The 17249-nt window shown below is 72.6% G+C and carries 18 protein-coding genes and 2 pseudogenes; 15 read left to right on the top strand and 5 right to left on the bottom strand.

Annotated features, from left to right (window positions below):
* Positions 1 to 61 precede the first annotated feature (61 nt).
* Positions 62 to 1933 (top strand): trypsin-like peptidase domain-containing protein, encoded by a 1872-nt coding sequence (locus tag Mam01_RS10375; protein WP_239101192.1) that lies wholly within the window; start codon positions 62 to 64, stop codon positions 1931 to 1933.
* Between the two features lie 667 nt (positions 1934 to 2600).
* Here the strand turns inward: Mam01_RS10375 and Mam01_RS10370 are convergent.
* The 4 genes from Mam01_RS10370 to Mam01_RS10355 form a co-directional block, all read right to left on the bottom strand.
* Positions 2601 to 2996, bottom strand: a complete 396-nt coding sequence (locus Mam01_RS10370; RefSeq protein ID WP_204285155.1) for a VOC family protein — start codon at positions 2994 to 2996, stop codon at positions 2601 to 2603.
* Positions 2997 to 3307: 311 nt separating this feature from the next.
* Entirely contained in the window at positions 3308 to 4021 is a 714-nt protein-coding gene (locus tag Mam01_RS10365; RefSeq protein ID WP_150932249.1) for a helix-turn-helix transcriptional regulator, read from the bottom strand.
* 130 nt (positions 4022 to 4151) lie between these two features.
* On the bottom strand, positions 4152 to 4610 hold the full coding sequence (locus tag Mam01_RS10360) for a helix-turn-helix transcriptional regulator (RefSeq protein WP_204285154.1): 459 nt from the start codon (positions 4608 to 4610) through the stop codon (positions 4152 to 4154).
* A gap of 74 nt (positions 4611 to 4684) precedes the next feature.
* Positions 4685 to 5686, bottom strand: coding sequence for a PHP domain-containing protein (locus tag Mam01_RS10355; RefSeq protein ID WP_204285153.1), 1002 nt, complete (start codon positions 5684 to 5686; stop codon positions 4685 to 4687).
* Positions 5687 to 5862: 176 nt separating this feature from the next.
* Between Mam01_RS10355 and Mam01_RS10350 the strand changes: the two genes are divergently transcribed.
* From Mam01_RS10350 to Mam01_RS37615, 13 genes and pseudogenes are all read left to right on the top strand, one after another.
* Complete coding sequence (locus Mam01_RS10350; protein ID WP_204285152.1) at positions 5863 to 6288, top strand: hypothetical protein; 426 nt, start codon at positions 5863 to 5865, stop codon at positions 6286 to 6288.
* A gap of 3 nt (positions 6289 to 6291) precedes the next feature.
* Positions 6292 to 7455, top strand: a complete 1164-nt coding sequence (locus Mam01_RS10345) for a glutathionylspermidine synthase family protein (RefSeq protein ID WP_204285151.1) — start codon at positions 6292 to 6294, stop codon at positions 7453 to 7455.
* A 14-nt stretch (positions 7456 to 7469) separates the two neighbouring features.
* Positions 7470 to 7913, top strand: coding sequence for a DUF350 domain-containing protein (locus Mam01_RS10340; protein WP_150932257.1), 444 nt, complete (start codon positions 7470 to 7472; stop codon positions 7911 to 7913).
* Positions 7914 to 8087: 174 nt separating this feature from the next.
* Positions 8088 to 9236, top strand: coding sequence for a PucR family transcriptional regulator (locus Mam01_RS10335; RefSeq protein ID WP_239101218.1), 1149 nt, complete (start codon positions 8088 to 8090; stop codon positions 9234 to 9236).
* Positions 9237 to 9353: 117 nt separating this feature from the next.
* Positions 9354 to 10250 (top strand): ACP S-malonyltransferase, encoded by an 897-nt coding sequence (locus tag Mam01_RS10330; RefSeq protein ID WP_204285150.1) that lies wholly within the window; start codon positions 9354 to 9356, stop codon positions 10248 to 10250.
* Positions 10247 to 11203 carry a beta-ketoacyl-ACP synthase III gene (locus Mam01_RS10325; protein ID WP_204285149.1) on the top strand — a complete coding sequence of 319 codons (957 nt, stop codon included), beginning with the start codon at positions 10247 to 10249 and terminating at the stop codon, positions 11201 to 11203. The genes Mam01_RS10330 and Mam01_RS10325 overlap by 4 nt, the downstream gene beginning before the upstream one ends.
* Before the next feature lie 78 nt (positions 11204 to 11281).
* Entirely contained in the window at positions 11282 to 11521 is a 240-nt protein-coding gene (locus tag Mam01_RS10320) for an acyl carrier protein (protein WP_150932264.1), read from the top strand.
* Positions 11522 to 11611: 90 nt separating this feature from the next.
* Positions 11612 to 12844, top strand: coding sequence for a beta-ketoacyl-ACP synthase II (fabF, locus tag Mam01_RS10315; protein WP_204285148.1), 1233 nt, complete (start codon positions 11612 to 11614; stop codon positions 12842 to 12844).
* A gap of 14 nt (positions 12845 to 12858) precedes the next feature.
* Positions 12859 to 14313: an acyl-CoA carboxylase subunit beta gene (locus Mam01_RS10310; protein ID WP_204285147.1), complete on the top strand. Its 1455-nt coding sequence runs from the start codon at positions 12859 to 12861 to the stop codon at positions 14311 to 14313.
* Between the two features lie 111 nt (positions 14314 to 14424).
* Positions 14425 to 14715, top strand: coding sequence for a hypothetical protein (locus tag Mam01_RS10305; RefSeq protein ID WP_204285146.1), 291 nt, complete (start codon positions 14425 to 14427; stop codon positions 14713 to 14715).
* Positions 14712 to 14909: pseudogene (locus tag Mam01_RS37625) on the top strand (aldo/keto reductase); the annotation flags it as partial. The gene Mam01_RS10305 and the pseudogene Mam01_RS37625, both read left to right, overlap by 4 nt.
* 43 nt (positions 14910 to 14952) lie before the next feature.
* A pseudogene (locus Mam01_RS37620) lies at positions 14953 to 15021 on the top strand (hypothetical protein); the annotation flags it as partial.
* Positions 15015 to 15326 carry an aldo/keto reductase gene (locus tag Mam01_RS37615; protein WP_345530756.1) on the top strand — a complete coding sequence of 104 codons (312 nt, stop codon included), beginning with the start codon at positions 15015 to 15017 and terminating at the stop codon, positions 15324 to 15326. The pseudogene Mam01_RS37620 and the gene Mam01_RS37615, both read left to right, overlap by 7 nt.
* A gap of 193 nt (positions 15327 to 15519) precedes the next feature.
* On the opposite strand, the gene Mam01_RS10295 is transcribed toward Mam01_RS37615, so the two are convergent.
* Positions 15520 to 16017, bottom strand: coding sequence for a DUF3145 domain-containing protein (locus Mam01_RS10295; RefSeq protein ID WP_204285144.1), 498 nt, complete (start codon positions 16015 to 16017; stop codon positions 15520 to 15522).
* 205 nt (positions 16018 to 16222) lie between these two features.
* Here Mam01_RS10295 and Mam01_RS10290 point away from each other — a divergent pair, with 205 nt between their 5' ends.
* The gene (locus tag Mam01_RS10290; RefSeq protein WP_204285143.1) at positions 16223 to 17233 is read left to right on the top strand and encodes a S8 family peptidase; all 1011 of its coding nucleotides are present in this window, start codon (positions 16223 to 16225) and stop codon (positions 17231 to 17233) included.
* The last annotated feature ends 16 nt before the right edge of the window (positions 17234 to 17249 follow it).

The raw sequence follows: 17249 nt of genomic DNA, 5'->3' as shown, positions 1-17249 counted from the left end.
TCCAAGCAGTCCCAAGCCACCTCCAAGCAAGAAACAAGACCAAACCTCCACGATTGCTGCCGTGGATGGAACGTTCAGAAAATATCTCGGCAGACTGACCGGAGGGATGGCCGCGCTGGCGGCCGTCGCCGTCGTCACCGCCGCTCCCGCTTCGGCGGACACCGCAGACGAGGTGCCCGTGGGCACCAAACTGGCCGCGCGCACGCACCCGGCCGTCCAGCTCACCAGCCTCACCTACTCGGGCGAGGTCGTCGTCCCGACCAGCCAGGTCAGGCAGGGACCGTTCCAGCAGCTGGTCGAAGACGCCACCCAGGCGGTGATCGCCGGCAAGATCCCCTCCGACGAACGCAGCATCGCCAAGTTCCTGTTCCAGCGCATGGCGGCCGACGTCGACCGGTATCTCGAGCCGGTCACGCCGGAGCGCACCGCCAAGGCGCAGGTCGGCGGCATGTGCACGGGCTGGTGGGTGACCCCGGACGGTTACATGGTCACCGGCGCGCACTGCGTCGAGTTGAACGACGACGAGCTGTCGCAGACCTTCGCCCAGCAGGCGCTGCAGAAGTTCAACAAGCAGGACGCCAAGGAGATCATCAACGGTCTGCAGGGCATCGAGGCCGACAAGGAGCTGCTCGAGCTCGCCCAGCAGGTCTACGTCACCTTCAACACCAACCACCTGCAGATCCGCGGCCTGCAGAAGAGCCTGTCGGTGCTGCAGAGCCTCCCCGGCGGCGGCGTCGACAAGACGGCCAAGGAGGTCCCGGCCGAGCTCGTGTCGGTGGGCGAGAGCTACCCGGGCAAGGACTTCGCCCTGCTCAAGGTCAACGGCCAGCAGAACCTGCCGACGGTCCCGCTCGGCGACGACGCGGACGTGCAGACCGGCAACACGCTCTACATCAGCGGCTTCCCCGGCCTGGTGACCAACACCCCGTGGTTCAGCGTCGAGTCGAAGCTCGACCCCGCGCTGACCGAGGGGCCGTACAACGCCAAGCGCACCACGCAGGAAGGCGTGCCGTACATCCAGACGCAGGCGCCCTCCTACCACGGCAACTCCGGCGGCCCGGTCTTCAGCCGTGCGGGCAAGGTGGTCGGCATGCTGATCGCCGGAACCGTCAGCGAGAACGGCGAGGCGTCGGAGAACGAGAGCTTCGTGCTCCCGGTCTCGGTCATCAAGGAGAAGCTCAACGAGAAGAACATCAAGCCCTCCGCGTCGATGACGACGACGAAGTACAACGAGGCGCTCGACGACTTCTTCCTGCGGCACTACAAGGACGCGCTGCCGAAGTTCCGCGAGGTCCAGGCGCTGTTCCCGTCCCATCCGTACGTCGCGAAGTACATCACCGACTCCCAGCAGGCGATCTCGTCCGGCAAGGACGAGACCCCGCAGCCGATGTGGGTGTGGATCGCGATCGGCGCCGGCGCCCTGGTGGTGATCGGCGGCGGCCTCCTGCTGCTGCTCGTGCTGCGCAGGCGCGGGAAGGCGTCCGCCTCCCCGCAGGGCCAGGCGTCCGCGCCCTCGTACGGCGGGGGTCCCTTCCCCGGCCCGAACGGCGCCTCCTACCCGGCGCAGGTGGGCGCCGGCTACGGACAGCAGCCGGTGAACGGCCAGGTGCTGCCCCAGGGCTGGCAGCCGCAGAGCCTGCCGCCGGCCGGCGGCGACGCCCAGCGCTCCGGCGGGGGCTACGAGCCTCCGCGTCCCGGGGGGTACGACCCCCAGCGGCCGGGCGAGGGCGTGGAGCCCCAGCGGCCCGACGGTGCGACGCAGTACGTGCGCCCCGCTCCGTCGCCGTACGCGCAGCAGCCGGGCCGTCCGCAGCCGTCGCAGGCCGTCCCCGGCCAGGCCCCGGCCGGCTCGGACGCTCCCCAGGTCGCCGACCTGGAGCGGGAGATCGCCGAACTGCGCCGCCAGTTGCAGCACCGCCAGCCGGACGCGTGACGCGCCGGGCAGGAGGGCGTCTTCCCCACGCCCTCCGCTCCGCCGGGCACGCGAGGTGACGCCTCCGCCGGCCGTCCGCACGGGCATCCCGTGCGGACGGCCGGCGAGTCCGCCCGGCCCGCCCGGAAGGGGCGTACGCGGCCAGGGCGGGGAAGGGCCGTCCGTGCGCCCTAGACGGCCCGGAGGGGAAGGACCCGGGGGGAAGGCGCCGCAGGGGAAGCACGGGACGAAGTCCCGGCGGGCGTCCGGACGGCCTCGGTACGCTCCGGCCGGTCTCACCGGCCGTCGCGAAGCTTACTGACGTATCACTCTCACCCTCACTCACTCGCCACCGCTCACCAGCCGCCGGCCAGGCATCGCCCGCCAGGAGGTGCGGCCCCGGCTGCGACACGAGAAGCCCGCATACTCTCGCACCACCCACGCCGGCACCGCGCACGCACAACCCGGCAGCACGCGGCCCGGCACCGCGCACGCACACCCTGGCACCACACAACCCGCACCTCACGACCAGGCAGCACGCGGCCCGGCACCGCGCACGCACACCCTGGCACCACACCGCTCGGCTGCGACACGGTCGCCGGCGTGGCGGGCCGGGCAGCGGCGTCGTGAAGGACCAGCACCCTGGGTGCCTGGCCGCCTGTCTGCGGGAGCGTGGGCATGTGGAGGGTCAGGAGACGGTGGGAGCGAAGACGCCGAAGAGGTTGCCCGACGTGTCGTGGAGGTAGGCGAAGTCGGGCCCCTTGTCGTTTCCCACGACCTCGCTGAGCACCTTTCCGCCGAGGGCCTCCACCTGCCGGCAGGTCTCCACGACGTCGCGCACCAGCACGGTGAAGACGGCGTGGCCGGGCATGTCGCCCCCGGTGGCGAACACTCCGCCCTGCACCTCAGCGTCGTCGGCGTAGCTGATGAGCCGGTAGTCCATGCCCATCGCGGCCGAGTTCTCGTCGGTCCGGAAGCGCCAGCCGAACAGGCCGCCGTAGAACCGCTGGACGCCCTCGGGGTCGTCGCTCGCGATCTCGAACCAGGCGACCGTGTTGACTGCGGGCTCGGCGGGAGTCGTCATCGTCCGTTCTCTTCCTCTGAAGTCCTGCTAAGTCTCTGAAGCTCTCTAAAGCTCGCTGAAGCTCTGTGGAGTTCTGTCGAACCGCTCAGTGCCTCCGCTCAGTGCCTCCGCTCGGTGCCTCCGCGCACCGTCTCCATGCGAGTTCCAAGCGAGCGTGCGCCGGGCGGCCGATCGAGCGATGCGGGCGGACGGACCGGATCCGGCCGGATGAGGCCGGGACCGGTGCGCCGCTCGCGTGAGTAGAGACTCCCAGCCCCTCGCGACACCCCCCTGTCGGTGTTTCCACGCTCTCACGAACATTTTTTCGAATCTCAGTCCAGTGCCGGAGTGCGCGCGATCATGTGCGGTATGTCGGCGTCGAAGGCCTCCAGAGGCCGTCCGGGCACCGGCTCGTCGGTGAGGGCGGCGTCCGCGATCCGGTCGAGCCGGAAGACGCGGACGGCGTCGCGCAGGCGGCACCACGCCACCAGATACCACCACCCGCTCCGCCCGCCGACGAACGCCCCGGGCTCGACGTCCCTGGTGGTCAGCACGCCCTGGGCGTCGGCGTACCGGATGCGCAGGACAAGGCCGTTGAGCAGGGCCTCCTCGATGACCCGGCCGATCGACCCGGTGTATCGCGACTCCGGCTTCTCCTCGGTCAGGATCTGGACGCGGGCCGCCAGCTGACGGGCGCGCTCCCCCTCCGGGCCGGGCATGGCGGCGACGAGTTTGCGCAGTGCGCTGCGTGCCTCGTCGGCGAAGGGCTGCTGCTCGGTGCGGCTGAGTGCGATCGCCACCGCGACGGCCTCGGCGGGGGTGAAGTTGAGCGGAGGCAGGGACATGCTCCTGTCCAGGGCATACCCTCCCCTGCGCCCGACCTCGGCGTAGATGGGGACGCCGGCCTGCTGCAGCGCGGAGATGTCCCGCTCGATGGTCCGCGAGCTCACCTCGAAACGCTGGGCGAGCTCACGCGCGGACCGGCAGCGCGGGGAGATCGCCCGCAGGTCCTCGACGATCGCGTAGAGCCGGTCGGTACGGTTCACGCCCTCGAAGGTAAGCCACCCCACCGACATTTCTCGCTGACCCGTTCGACTCCGGCCGTCCCCGCAGCTCCTCCAGAAGCCGTCGGTCCTGCTCTCCGGCCTGCCGGCCGGTTCCGGGCCGCCTCCCCGGTCAGCCGCCGGCGGCTTCGGCGAGCTCGGCCAGGCGGTCGCGGCCCGGCTCGGGGAAGCGCTCCCCGGTGACCTCCGCCCAGGAGATCCGGTCGAGCCGGAAGACCCGCACGTCCTCACGCAGCCGGCACCAGGCCACCAGATACCAGTGCCCGCCCCTGCCGCCGAGGCAGATGCTGGGCTCGACGTCCCTTACGGTGGCCACGCCCTTGGTGCCGACGTACTCCAGGCGCAGCACGTGCCGCCCGCGCAGCGCCCGGTCGATCGCCCGCTTCACCGTGTCCGGCCCCGCGAGCGCGTACCCGCCCTGGTCGAGCCGGATGGGGACCCCGGCCTCCCGGAGCCTGGCCACATCGCGTATGACGGTGCTCTTGCTCACCCCGAGGCGCGAGGCGAGTTCGCGGGCCGGCAGGCAGCCGCCGGACTCAAGCTCCTTCACCAGCGCGTCGCGGCGTTTCATGATTCGACGCTACGTCGATCAGCCCGGACAGACCGGTACAACACACCTCACCCAGACGCCACACCCCTATCACCTCAAGTGCCCCATGGCCGGGTGTTGCGGATACGTTCCGCCGGAATGCCGCACAGGGCCGCCCGCTCGCAGCCGAACCGCTGCCAGTCGAGCTGGCCGGGCGCGTGCGCGTCGGAGTCGATCGCGAACTCGCAGCCCATCTCGTACGCGAGGCGCAGCAGGCGCTTGGGCGGGTCGAGCCGGTCGGGCCGCGAGTTGATCTCCACGGCGACCCCGAACCTCCGGCAGGCCTCGAAGACGATCTCGGCGTCGAAGCGCGACTCGGGCCGTCCGCGGCCCCGCACCACCCTGCCCGTGCAGTGCCCGAGGACGTCCACGTCCGGGTCGGCCACCGCCGTGACCATCCGCCGCGTCATGTCCGCGGCGTCCATCCGCAGCAGCGAGTGGACGCTCGCCACCACGACGTCGAGCCGTCCGAGCAGCTCGGGCTCCTGGTCGAGCGAGCCGTCGGTGTTGATGTCCACCTCGATGCCGGTGAGGATCCGGAACGGCGGGCCGCCGTCCCGCGCGTACGTCTCGTTGAGGGCGGCGACCACGTCGAGCTGCCGTCTCAGCCGGTCGGCGGACAGCCCGTGCGCCACCGTCAGCCGGGGCGAGTGGTCGGTCAGCGCCAGGTATTCGTGGCCGAGCTCCCGTGCGGCGGCGGCCATCTCCTCGATCGGCGACCCGCCGTCCGACCAGTCCGAGTGGCTGTGGAAGTCGCCGCGCAGCGCCGACCGCAGCGCCCGCGCGGCCTCGTCCAGATCGGTCTCCGCGGTGTCCTCCAGGCGCCGCAGGTAGGTCGGCACGGCGCCGTCCAGCGCCTCGGTGACGGCCAGGGACGTGACCTTGCCGACGCCCTTCAGGTCCGTCAGGCCGCCGGTGCGCGCGAGCCGTACCAGCTCCTCCCGGGGCAGCTCCTCGATCGCGGCGGCGGCGCCGCGGAAGGCGCGCACGCGGTAGGTCGGCTCGCCGGCCCGCTCCAGCAGGAAGGCGATGCGCTTGAGCGCCTCGACTGGGTCCACACCGGGCACGCTACCCGGCGCCGCGCGCGCCGATCCGGAACCTTGAACCAGGCTGTCCCGTTCGTCCGACGAGACGATAGTGTGTGCCGATCTCGACAGCAGGAGCCGGATTGCCAGAGCCCGGGGACAGTCCCCCACGCGGAACACCGCCCTTGCCGCCGCCCCATCCCCTGGCGATGGGCGCGCAGTGGTCGGCGCGCCAGGCGGGGCGCAGGCCGGCTCCGCCGCCACCCGAGGGCGGCGGCAAGTCGTCCACGGCGGTCAAGCTCGGCACGCTGGGCGTGCTGTCGGTGCTGCTCGTGGGCTTCTGCGCGGCCCAGGACGACTACGAGGAGGTCGGCGCGGACTGCGTGGACACCTCGACGCGCAACCCGGACGGCTCCTACCTGGTCGTCGACGACTACTACTGCGACGACGACGACGACCATCGTCACTACAGCGGCTCGCACGGCGCGTACCGCTGGTACTACGGCGGCAGCCGCACGGGCGCCCGGGTGCACAACGGGACGACGGTGCGGCCCGCCGACGCCCGGATCACCAGCCATACGGGACGGGTGATCCAGCGGGGCGGGTTCGGGTTCCACAGCGGCGGCGGTGGCTGACGGGTGCGCAGGCAGACCTCGGCGCCCAGGGAGGACTGGGCGGCGATCATCGAGTCGCAGGGCCTGGCCTACCACCGGTCCGCCCATCCCGAGGGCCTCACCCGGCCCTACTGGGACGAAGGCGTCCACTACGTCTTCACGCTGGACGAGGTGCTCAGTCTGGAGGACCAGGTCGAGGAGCTGCACCGGATGTGCCTGGCGGCGGCCGACCACGTCGTGACCCACGACCGGTACGCCGACCTCGGCATCCCCCCGCACTGCCGTACGGCCGTCGCCGAGTCGTGGCGGCGGCGCGACCCGCACCTGTTCGGCCGCTTCGACCTCCGCTACGACGGCGCCGGACCGGCCAAGCTGCTGGAGTACAACGCCGACACCCCGACCAGCCTGGTCGAGAGCTCCGTCGTGCAGTGGTTCTGGCTGAAGGACGTTCATCCCGGCGACGACCAGTGGAACTCGATCCACGAGCGCCTGATCGACCGCTGGAAGTCCCTCACGCTCCAGACCGGCCCGGTCCACTTCGGGTGGACCAGCGCCGACGAGACGGGCGAGGAGGCGATGACCGTCGGCTATCTCCAGGAGACCGCGGAACAGGCCGGGCTGACCACCGCGGCGGTCGCCATGGAGGACATCGGCTGGGACGCGCTCAACCGCCGGTTCGTCGACATGGAGCACCGGGTCATCCGCACCGTGTGCAAGCTGTATCCCTGGGAGTGGCTCGTCGCCGAGCCGTTCGCCCCGCAGGCCCTGGCGCAGCAGGTCTCCATGACGTGGATCGAGCCGCTGTGGAAGATGCTGCTGTCCAACAAGGCCCTGCTGGCGATCCTCTGGGAGCTCTACCCCGGCCACCCCAACCTGCTGCCCGCCTATCTCGACGGGCCCCGTGAGCTGGCCACCGGGCCGGGCTACGTACGCAAGCCGCTGCTCGGCCGCGAGGGCGCCTCCATGCGCATCTCCGCGCCCGGAGTCGAGCTGGAGACCGGCGGCGACTACGGCGCCGAGGGCTTCGTCCACCAGGAGTTCCGGCCGCTGCCGGACTTCGACGGCTGGCGTCCGGTGCTCGGGGCCTGGGTGGTCGACGACGAGGCGGCCGGGCTCGGCATCCGGGAGACCTCCGGCCTCGTCACCGACGACACGTCCTCATTCGTCCCCCACCGCATCCACGGCTGAAAGCGAAGGCCCCCGTGAACACCACCACCAATCTCGCCGGTGTGCTCGGCCACGGCGCCCTGGCGATCGTCTCGTACGCCGTCCTCGGCGTGCTGCTGCTCGTCGCCGGGTTCTACGTCGTGGACCTGGCGATCCCCGGCAGGCTCAGCACGGTGATCCGCACCGACCGCAACCCCAACGCGACCGTGCTCGCCACCTCCAGCGTGGCCGGTGTGGCGCTCATCGTGGCGGCGTCCATCTGGTCGTCGGGCGGCGAACTGCGCGAGGGCCTGCTCGCGACGCTCGTGTTCGGGCTGGTCGGCATCGCCGTGCAGACGCTCGGCATGGTCGCCTTCGACAAGGTCGCGGGGATCTCGGTGCGTGAGCTGGTCAGCGACGACGCGTTGCGGCCCGCCGCCGTGCTCCTCGGGGTGACGCACTTCTTCATCGGCCTCATCACGGCGGTCGCCGTCATCTGAGGTCCCAGGTCCCCAGCTGCCGCCGCAACGCGCCGTACGGGACCGGGAGCGCGTTCCGTGCGGCGACCTGGCACGCTAGGGGACGTGAGCGAACGGGGCGCGCGAAACGGCGGACAGGTGCGTACGGACGGGCAGAGCGACGGAGTCACCCGGGGGGCCGGGGACGACGTGCCGATGAGCGACAGGATCCGGGAGGACACGGCGCGGCGGCTCGACCGCGCCATGGGCAGCCTGGGGACCGCCGCGATGGCCCGGATGGAGGAGCGGCTCGCCTGGTACCGGGCGCTGTCCGCGGAGGACAGGTCGTGGGTCGGGCTGGTGGCGCAGGCCGGCATCGCGGCGTTCGTGGAGTGGTTCGGCCACGCGGGCGAGGGCAGGCCGACGCCGAGCATCGAGTTCTTCGGCACCGCGCCGCGCGAGCTGAAGCGCAGCGTCTCGCTGCAGCAGACGGTCGACCTCGTCCGCATCGTCGTCGAGGTCGTCGAGGCGCAGGTGGAGGAGCTGGCCGCGCCCGGCGGCGCGGAGCTGCTGCGGCACGCCATGCTGCGCTACACGCGCGACGTCGCCTTCGCCGCCGCTCAGGTGTACGCCAGGGAGGCGGAGGCGCGCGGCTCGTGGGACGCGCGGCTGGAGGCGCTGATCGTGGACGCGCTGGTGCGCGGCCAGGTCGACGACGGCCTGCACTCGTGGGCCGCCGCGCTCGGCTGGACCTCCGCGCCGGTCGTCGTCTTCGCGGGGTGCGCCCCGGACGAGGACCCGCAGAGCGTCATCGACGGGCTGCGCGACAAGGGCCGCCGCATCGGCCACGAGCTGCTGGCCGGCGTGCAGGGCGACCGGCTCATCGTGATCGTGGGCGGGGCGGACGGCGTCAAGGACGCGGCGCGCGGCGTCGTGTCGCGCTTCGGGCCCGGGCCGGTCGTGATCGGGCCGGAGGTGCCCGACCTGCACGCGGCGGCCAGGTCGGCCCGGGCCGCCATCGCCGGGCTGCGCGCCGCCGCCGGCTGGCCCGACGCGCCCCGGCCCGTGCTCGCCGAGGACCTGCTGGCCGAGCGCGCCCTGGACGGCGACGAGGACGCCCGCGGCCAGCTCGTGGAGAACGTCTACAAGCCGCTGGCCGGGACCCCCCTGCTCGACACCCTCGCGACGTACCTGGAGCAGGGGACCTCGCTGGAGGCGACCGCGCGGCTGCTGTTCGTCCACCCCAACACGGTGCGGTACCGTCTACGGAAGATCACGGAGCTGACCGGGTACCAGCCGACGGAGGGCAGGTCCGCATTCACGCTCCAAGTCGGTCTCATACTCGGTCGCCTGTCCGTAACCTGAGCCGGGTTCCTTAATCCACTCGACACCGAAACTGTAGGTACCCCACAACGCCACCTCCACAAAGTTCGTTCGGATCTCCATCAGTGTGGTGAACCTCTACAGGGCAGGGTTGAGTACGTGCTCGTCATCGTCGCTCCGGGCCAAGGCGCCCAAACCCCAGGATTCCTCAGTCCGTGGCTTGAGATCCCCGAGTTCCGGGACCGAATCTCCGCGTGGTCCGACATCGCGGGGCTCGATCTCGCGTCGTACGGGACGACCGCGGGGGCCGACGAGATCCGCGACACCGCCGTGGCCCAGCCGCTGCTGGTGGCGGCGGCCCTGGCGTCCTTCGAGACGCTGGGCGTGCGGCCCGACCTGGTCGCCGGGCACAGCGTCGGCGAGTTCGCCGCCGCCGCGGTCGCCGGGGTGCTGACCCCCGAGCAGGCCCTCGGCCTGGTGCGGGAGCGCGGGCTGGCGATGGCCAAGGCCGCCTCCGTCACCGCGACCGGCATGAGCGCGGTGCTCGGCGGCGACGAGAACGAGGTCCTGGCCGCGCTCGACCGGCACGGCCTCACCCCCGCGAACATCAACGGCGCGGGCCAGATCGTCGCGGGCGGCACGCTGGAGCGCCTGGAGGCGTTCGCGGCCGACCCGCCCGCCAGGGCGCGGGTGCGCTCCCTGGCGGTCGCCGGAGCCTTCCACACCGTCCACATGGCCCCGGCCGTGGACCACCTGCGCGCCGAGGCCGCGACCGTCACCCCCGCCGAACCGTCGATCACGCTGCTGTCCAACGCGGACGGCGCGGCGGTCACCGCCGGGGGCGAGTTCCTGGAGCGGCTGGTGACCCAGGTCGCCAACCCGGTCCGGTGGGACGCCTGCATGGCGACGATGGCCGAGCGGGGGGTCACCACCATGATCGAACTGCTGCCCGGCGGCACGCTGACGGGCCTGGCCAAGCGCGCCATGCCCGGCGTCAGGACGGTCGCGCTCAAGACCCCCGCCGACCTCGACACGGCCCGGGAGGTGCTCGGATGAGGCTCGGCCAGGGCGCCCCCGCCGCGCGCATCCTCGCGTTCGGCGGCTACCAGCCCGCGCAGGTCGTCACCAACGACGACCTCGCCGCGCGGCTCGACACCAACGACGAGTGGATCCAGAGCCGCGTCGGGATCAAGGAGCGCCGCATCGCGGGGCCGCAGGAGTCGGAGATCGACCTCGCGGTCCAGGCGGGCGGCAAGGCGCTGGCCGCCAGCGGCCTGTCGAGCGACGACATCGACCTGGTGATTGTGGCGACCTGCACGCCCGAGGCGCCGATCCCCAACACCGCCGGCCGCGTCGCCCACCGGCTGGGCATCAGCGCGCCCGGCGCCTACGACCTGAACGCCGCCTGCGCCGGGTTCTGCTACGCCCTGGCCGCCGCGTCCGACGCCGTACGGACGGGCTCGGCGACCAACGTGCTGGTGGTGGGCAGCGAGAAGCTCAGCCAGTGGGTCGACCGCGACGACCGGTCGACCGCCGTCATCTTCGCGGACGGCGCGGGCGCCGCCGTCGTGGGCCCCTCCGACCGGCCGGGCATCGGCCCGGTGGCCTGGGGCAGCGCCGGCGACAAAGCCGACGCGATCATGATCAAGGACCGGAACTCCTTCCTCCACCAGGAGGGCCAGGCGGTGTTCCGCTGGGCCACGACCACCCTTCATCCGGTGGCCATGCTCGCCTGCGAGCGTGCCGGCGTGGACCCCGCCGACCTGGCCGCCTTCGTCCCGCACCAGGCGAACCTGCGCATCGTCGAGGCCATCGCCCGCAGGATCGGCGCCGACAAAGCCGTCGTCGCCAAGGACATCGTGCTCGCCGGCAACACCTCGGCCGCGTCCATCCCTCTCGCGCTCTCCCGCATGCTGGAGCGCGGCGAGATCGCGTCGGGCGGCCTCGCCCTGCTGCTGGGTTTCGGCGCCGGCCTCACCTACGCCTCCCAGGTGATCGAGATCCCCTGAGAGACCCCGTACGGCCCGCCGTACGGATCTGGGGCGACCCAGACGAACCAGGAAAACACAACAAGGAGAAGTCGCGACATGGCACTGACCGAGCAGGAGATCCTCGCGGGCCTCGGCAAGATCGTGAACGAGATCACCGGCATCCCGGCCGCGGAGGTCACCCCGGAGAAGAGCTTCGTGGACGACCTCGACATCGACTCGCTCTCCATGGTCGAGATCGCCGTCGCGGCCCAGGACGAGTTCGGCGTCGAGATCCCCGACGACCAGCTCAAGCACCTGAAGACCGTCAAGGACGTCATCAGCTTCATCCAGAGCTGAACCGCCGGACGTGCCCCGCCCGCGCCACCGGGAGCGGCCGGGCATGTCTGGTCCCTTCACGCCCCGAACAGCAAGAGGAGTGCAGACGAAGTGAGTAAGGACCGGGTACGTGTCGTGGTCACCGGGCTCGGCGCGACGACGCCCCTCGGTGGAGACGTCGCATCGACCTGGTCGGCGCTCCTCGAGGGGCGGTCGGGCATCCGCCCGCTCACCGAGGACTGGGTCGACTCCGTGCCGGTGAAGTTCGCCGGTGTGGCGGCCGTCGATCCGGCCGAGGTGCTGCCGCGGCCGGAGGCTCGCAGGCTCGACCGCAGCGAGCAGTTCGCGCTGATCGCCGCCCGCCAGGCATGGCAGGACGCGGGTGCCCCCGAGGTGCCCGCCGAGCGGCTCGGGGTCTGCGTCTCCAGCGGCATCGGCGGCATCGGCACGACGCTGTCGGCCTACGACACCTTCAAGGAGCGGGGCTGGCAGCGGCTGTCGCCGTTCACCGTGCCCATGCTGATGCCCAACGGCCCGGCGGCCTGGGTGGGACTCGAACTGGGCGCCCGGGCCGGCGTCCACGCCACCGTCTCCGCCTGCGCCTCCGGCGCCGAAGCCATCGGGTACGCGCTGGACATGATCCGCGCCGGCCGGGCGGACGTCGTCGTGGCGGGCGGCACGGAGGCGGCGATCCACCCGCTGAACGTGGCGGCCTTCGCGGCGGCCCGGGCCATGTCGACCCGGAACGACGAGCCCGAGCGGGCCTCCCGCCCCTGGGACCGCGGCCGTGACGGCTTCGTCCTCGGCGAGGGCGCCGGCCTGATCGTGCTGGAGTCGTACGAGCACGCGGTGGCCCGCGGCGCCCGGATCTACGCCGAGGTGGCGGGCCTCGGCCTGTCCGCCGACTCCCACCACATCACCCAGCCCGAGCCCGAGGGCCGGGGGCTCATCACGGCGATGACCCAGGCTCTGACCGACGCGGGGCTGACCGGGCGCGACATCCTGCACGTCAACGCGCACGCCACCTCCACCCCCGCGGGCGACGTGATCGAGGTCCAGGCGGTCGAGAAGTCGTTCGGCTCGCACGTCCTCGTCACCTCGACCAAGTCGATGACCGGGCATCTGCTCGGCGGCGCGGGCGGCATCGAGTCGGTCTTCACGATCAAGACGCTGGCCGAGCGGCTGATCCCCCCCACGATCAACGTGGACGACCTGGACGACGGCATCGGCGTCGAGATCGTGTGCGACAAGCCGCGCGACCTGCCCGAGGGGCAGATCGCGGCCGTGAACAACTCCTTCGGGTTCGGCGGCCACAACGTCGCCGTGGCCTTCACGACCGTTTGACAAGGGAGTCTCGAATGACTGTGCTCGACAGCGGGACGACGGCCGACAGAGGGACCACGGCAGCCAGGGAGACGGCGGCCGCGACCGCCGAAGCGGCGGCCATCGACTCTCGCGACCCCCTGGTGCGCCTCGGGCACCTGCTGGACGAGGGCTCGATCCGGCGGATCTCCCCCGAGGACAGGAGCGGCGTGCTGGCCGTGACCGGCCGGGTGGACGGCGTGCCGGTCGTGGCGTTCTGCAGCGACGCCCGCATCCAGGGCGGCGCGATGGGCGCGGAGGGCTGCGAGCACATCGTCCACGCCTACGACGTGGCCGTCCGCGAGCGGGTGCCGGTCATCGGCGTCTGGCACTGCGGCGGCGCCCGCCTCGCCGAGGGCGTGGAGTCGCTGCACGCCGTGGGCCGGGTGTTCGCGGCCATGACCAAGGCGTCCGGCGTCGTTCCCCAGATCTCCGTCGTCGTCGGCCCGGCGGCCGGCGGCGCCGCGTACGGCCCGGCCCTGACCGACATCGTGATCCTGGCCGACAGCGGCCGCATCTTCGTCACCGGCCCCGACGTCGTCCGCAGCGTCACCGGCGAGCAGATCGACATGGCCGCCCTGGGCGGCCCGGAGCCGCACAGCAAGCGCAGCGGAGTCGTCCACGTCGTCACGAAGGACGAGCCCGAGGCCCTGCTGAGGGCCCGCCAGCTCGCCGGCCTCCTCGGCCACCAGGGCCGGATGCGCGAGGTGGACGAGGTCGACTTCAGCGACGTGCTCCCCGACAACCCCCGCCGCGCGTACGACGTCCATCCCCTGGTCAAGGGCCTGCTCGACGAGCCCGGCGTGGAGCTTCAGCCCAAGTGGGCGCCGAACATCGTGACCACCCTGGGCCGGCTCGGCGGCCGCACCGTCGGCGTCATCGCCAACAACCCCATGCGGCTCGGCGGCTGCCTCGACTCCGCGTCGGCGGAGAAGGCCTCCCGGTTCGTGCGGATGTGCGATGCCTTCGGGGTTCCGCTGATCGTGCTGGTGGACGTGCCGGGCTATCTCCCCGGCGTCGGCCAGGAGCACGACGGCGTCGTCCGGCGCGGCGCGAAGCTGCTGCACGCCTTCGCCGAGGCGTCCGTGCCCCGCGTCACGCTGATCACCCGCAAGGCGTACGGCGGGGCGTACATCGCGATGAACTCCCGCTCGCTCGGCGCGACCCGCGTGTTCGCCTGGCCGACCATGGAGGTGGCGGTCATGGGCGCGGTCGCGGCGGTGCGGATCATCAAGCGGCGCGAGATCGCCGCCGTGCCGGAGGAGGAGCGGGCCGCGCTGGAGGCCCGGCTGGCCGAGGAGCACGAGAAGGCCGCGGGCGGCCTTCAGCGCGCCATCGACCTCGGCGTGGTCGACGAGGTCATCGAGCCGGCCAAGACCCGCGGCGCGATCGCCCGGGTGCTCGCCCAGGCCACCCCGGCCCGCGGCGCGCACGGCAACATCCCGCTCTGATCGCTTTCCGGAAGCGCCGGCCCCCGATCACGGGGCCGGCGCTTCCGTCGTGTCCGGAGCCCACGCGCCGGACGGGACGATCGCGCGGCCGCCTTCCTCGCGATCAGGCTCGTGAGCGCCCTGTATCCCGGAGACGAGCCGTTCGACTCGCCCGCGGCGTGGTGGGGCACCCCGCTGGGCCGGGCGGTCGCCCGGCGCGCGGGGCACCCGGCCGCCACCTCGGTTCCGGTCTCGGTCGCCGCGGCGATGCTGGGCATCACCCGCCAGGGGGTGCACGACCTCGTACGGCGGCACAAGCTCGACCGCGATCCCGAGGGCGCGATCACCACCGCGTCGATCCGTGCCCGTCTCTCCCGCAGCCGCGGCGACCAGGCCGCGGCCGGCACCAAGAGGACCGAATGACCGTTCCCAGCACCGGCGTCCTGCGGCTCGCCGACGGGCGGGCCGTCGGGCGGGCCGTCGGGCGGCTCGGGTATGGAACCATGCAGTTGCCGGGGCCGGGCGTGTGGGGACCGCCGTGGGACCGCGCCGCCGCGCTCGCCGCACTCCGCCGGGCCGTGGAGCTGGGCGTCACCCATATCGACACGAGCGACTCCTACAGCCCGCACGTGGCCAACGACGGCGCGGGCGATCGCGCCGGTGGCCGCGGTGCAGAACCGCCTGCATCTGTTCGACCGGTCCGGCGACGAGGTCCTCGGCGTGTGCGAGACCGCCGGCATCGCGTTCACCGCGCACTTCCCGCTCGCCTCCGGCATGCTCCGCCCCGGGCTGGACCTGTCGCAGGCCCCGCCCGGTATGGCCCCCTCCACCGCGCGGCTCGCGACGCTCGACGAGTCGCGGGCCGGTACAGCGCGGCCCGGGCGCAGGTGGCGCTCGCCTGGCTGCTCACCAGGTCCCCGGTCACGCTGGCGATTCCCGGCACCTCCTCGCTCGCCCACCTGGAGGAGAACATGCGGGCGGCCGGGCTCGGCCTGACCGTCGAGGACCTCGCCGTCCTGGACGCCCTCGCCTGATCGGGACTCTCTTGCCTGGTCGGGACGCGGTACGACGACGCCCGGCCGCGCGATCAGCATGAGGAAGAGCCGGACGACCCCCAGGGGAGGGGCCGGGGTGAGCGGTGGCCGGGCGTCCGCTGTGGCGATCCGAGCGGGGAACCTCCGGGACGCGGCGGACGGCTCCGGACGAGCCGGAGGCCGGCGGCGGGGGTCAGACGGCGGCGTGCAGCCAGCGGACCGGGGCTCCCTCGCCCGCGTAGCGGAACGACTCGAGCTCCTCGTCCCACTGCTTGCCGAGCAGGCGGTCGAGCTCGTCCTCCAGGACCACCCGGCCCTGGGTCGCCATCAGCATGACGTTGCGTAGCCGGTCCTCGGGGACCAGGATGTCGCCGTTCGCGCCGACGACGGCCGTGAAGGCCCCGAGCGTCGGCGTGTAGGCATGCCGGGAGCCGTCGACACCCGGCGAGGCGTCTTCGGTGATCTCGAAGCGGATGCGCTGCCAGCCCATGAGCGATGACGTGATCGCCGCGGCGGTGCCGGGACGGCCCTCCCACTCCGCCTGGGCCCGCAGGGTCCCGGGCGCGGCGGGCTGGGCGGTCCACGTCAGGTCGACGGGCACGCCAAGAACGCCTGCGACGGCCCACTCGATATGCGGGCACAGCGCAGGCTGAGCCGAGTGGACGTACAGGACGCCACGAGCAGCAGCCACCGGACCTCCCAATTCGCATGAGGTGCGCCTTCCCCAACGGCCTCACGGTTTGAGATGATCACGGTTGGATGACTGTAGGAGAGACTACCGTCCGTCGCAGCCTGGCACCAGAGGGGGGTCATACCGAATGGTGCTTGGCAACTCTTTGCATTGGGAATGACACCTTCCGCGATCTCCCCAGATAGGTCGTGGAAAGGCTCCGCGAATGCGCACCCGGCTCATCGAGCCCGTCCCCGGGCGCCCCGCCCTCATCCGCCCGGGCGAACTGCTGACCTCCGCCCCCGCCGCGGTCGCCCGGTGGACGCTCGCCGCCGAGCCGCTCCCCGGGCCGCTTCCCGGGACGGGCCGCGTGCACCGCGTACGGCTCGCGCCGGACGCCGACGTGATCGACCTGACGGCCACGCTGCGCGACCGCGGGCACGCCGCCTCCCCCAACCACGTCCTGTCGGGCCAGCCGTTGTTCTTCGGCGGACCCGGCGGGGCGCCCTCCCCCGCGCCGCCTCCGCCGTACGAGCCGGGGGAGCCCTGCGAGGTCACCGTCGCGGTGCTCGACACGGGCCTGGCCCCGCATCCGTGGCTGGCGCGGTGGTACAGCGCCGACATCGCCGAGACGCCCGACGCCGACGGTGACGGCGTGCTCGACCGGCAGGCCGGGCACGGCACGTTCGTGGCCGGGCTCATCCTGCGGCACGCCCCCGGCGCGCGCCTGCGCGTCCTACGCCTCCTCGACAGCGACGGCGTCAGCGACGAGGCGGCGCTGCTGGGCGCCCTCTCAGTGCTGCGCGGCGGGCCCGCCGACGTGCTCAACCTCTCCTTCGGCGGGCACACCTTCGACGACGGGCCGCCCCTGGGGCTGGCCGAGGCGCTCGCCGCCTTCCCCGCCGTCGTGGCCTGCGCCGGCAACACGGCCTCCTCGCGTCCCTTCTGGCCCGCCGCCCTGCCGGGCGTCGTCGCGGTCGGCGCACTCGACGGGGACATGCGCGCGCCCTTCTCGGCGTACGGGCCCTGGGTGGACGTGTGGGCGCCCGGCGTCGGGCTCGTCAGCAGCTTCCTGGACCACGGCGGCTTCCACGGCTACGCCTCCTGGAGCGGCACGTCCTTCGCCGCCGCCGTGGTCTCCGGCGCGCTCGCCCGTCTGTGCCGGGAGGTTCCACCCGACCAGGCCGAACGACGCCTGCTGCGGGACGGCGGGCCGGGGATCTCGGGGTGGTCGTGACGACCGGGGATCGATA

Source organism: Microbispora amethystogenes, from assembly GCF_016863015.1.
GTDB classification, from domain to species: domain Bacteria; phylum Actinomycetota; class Actinomycetes; order Streptosporangiales; family Streptosporangiaceae; genus Microbispora; species Microbispora amethystogenes.
The sequence above is the reverse complement of the archived record's forward strand: the minus strand, read 5'-3'. Positions and strand labels throughout refer to the sequence as shown.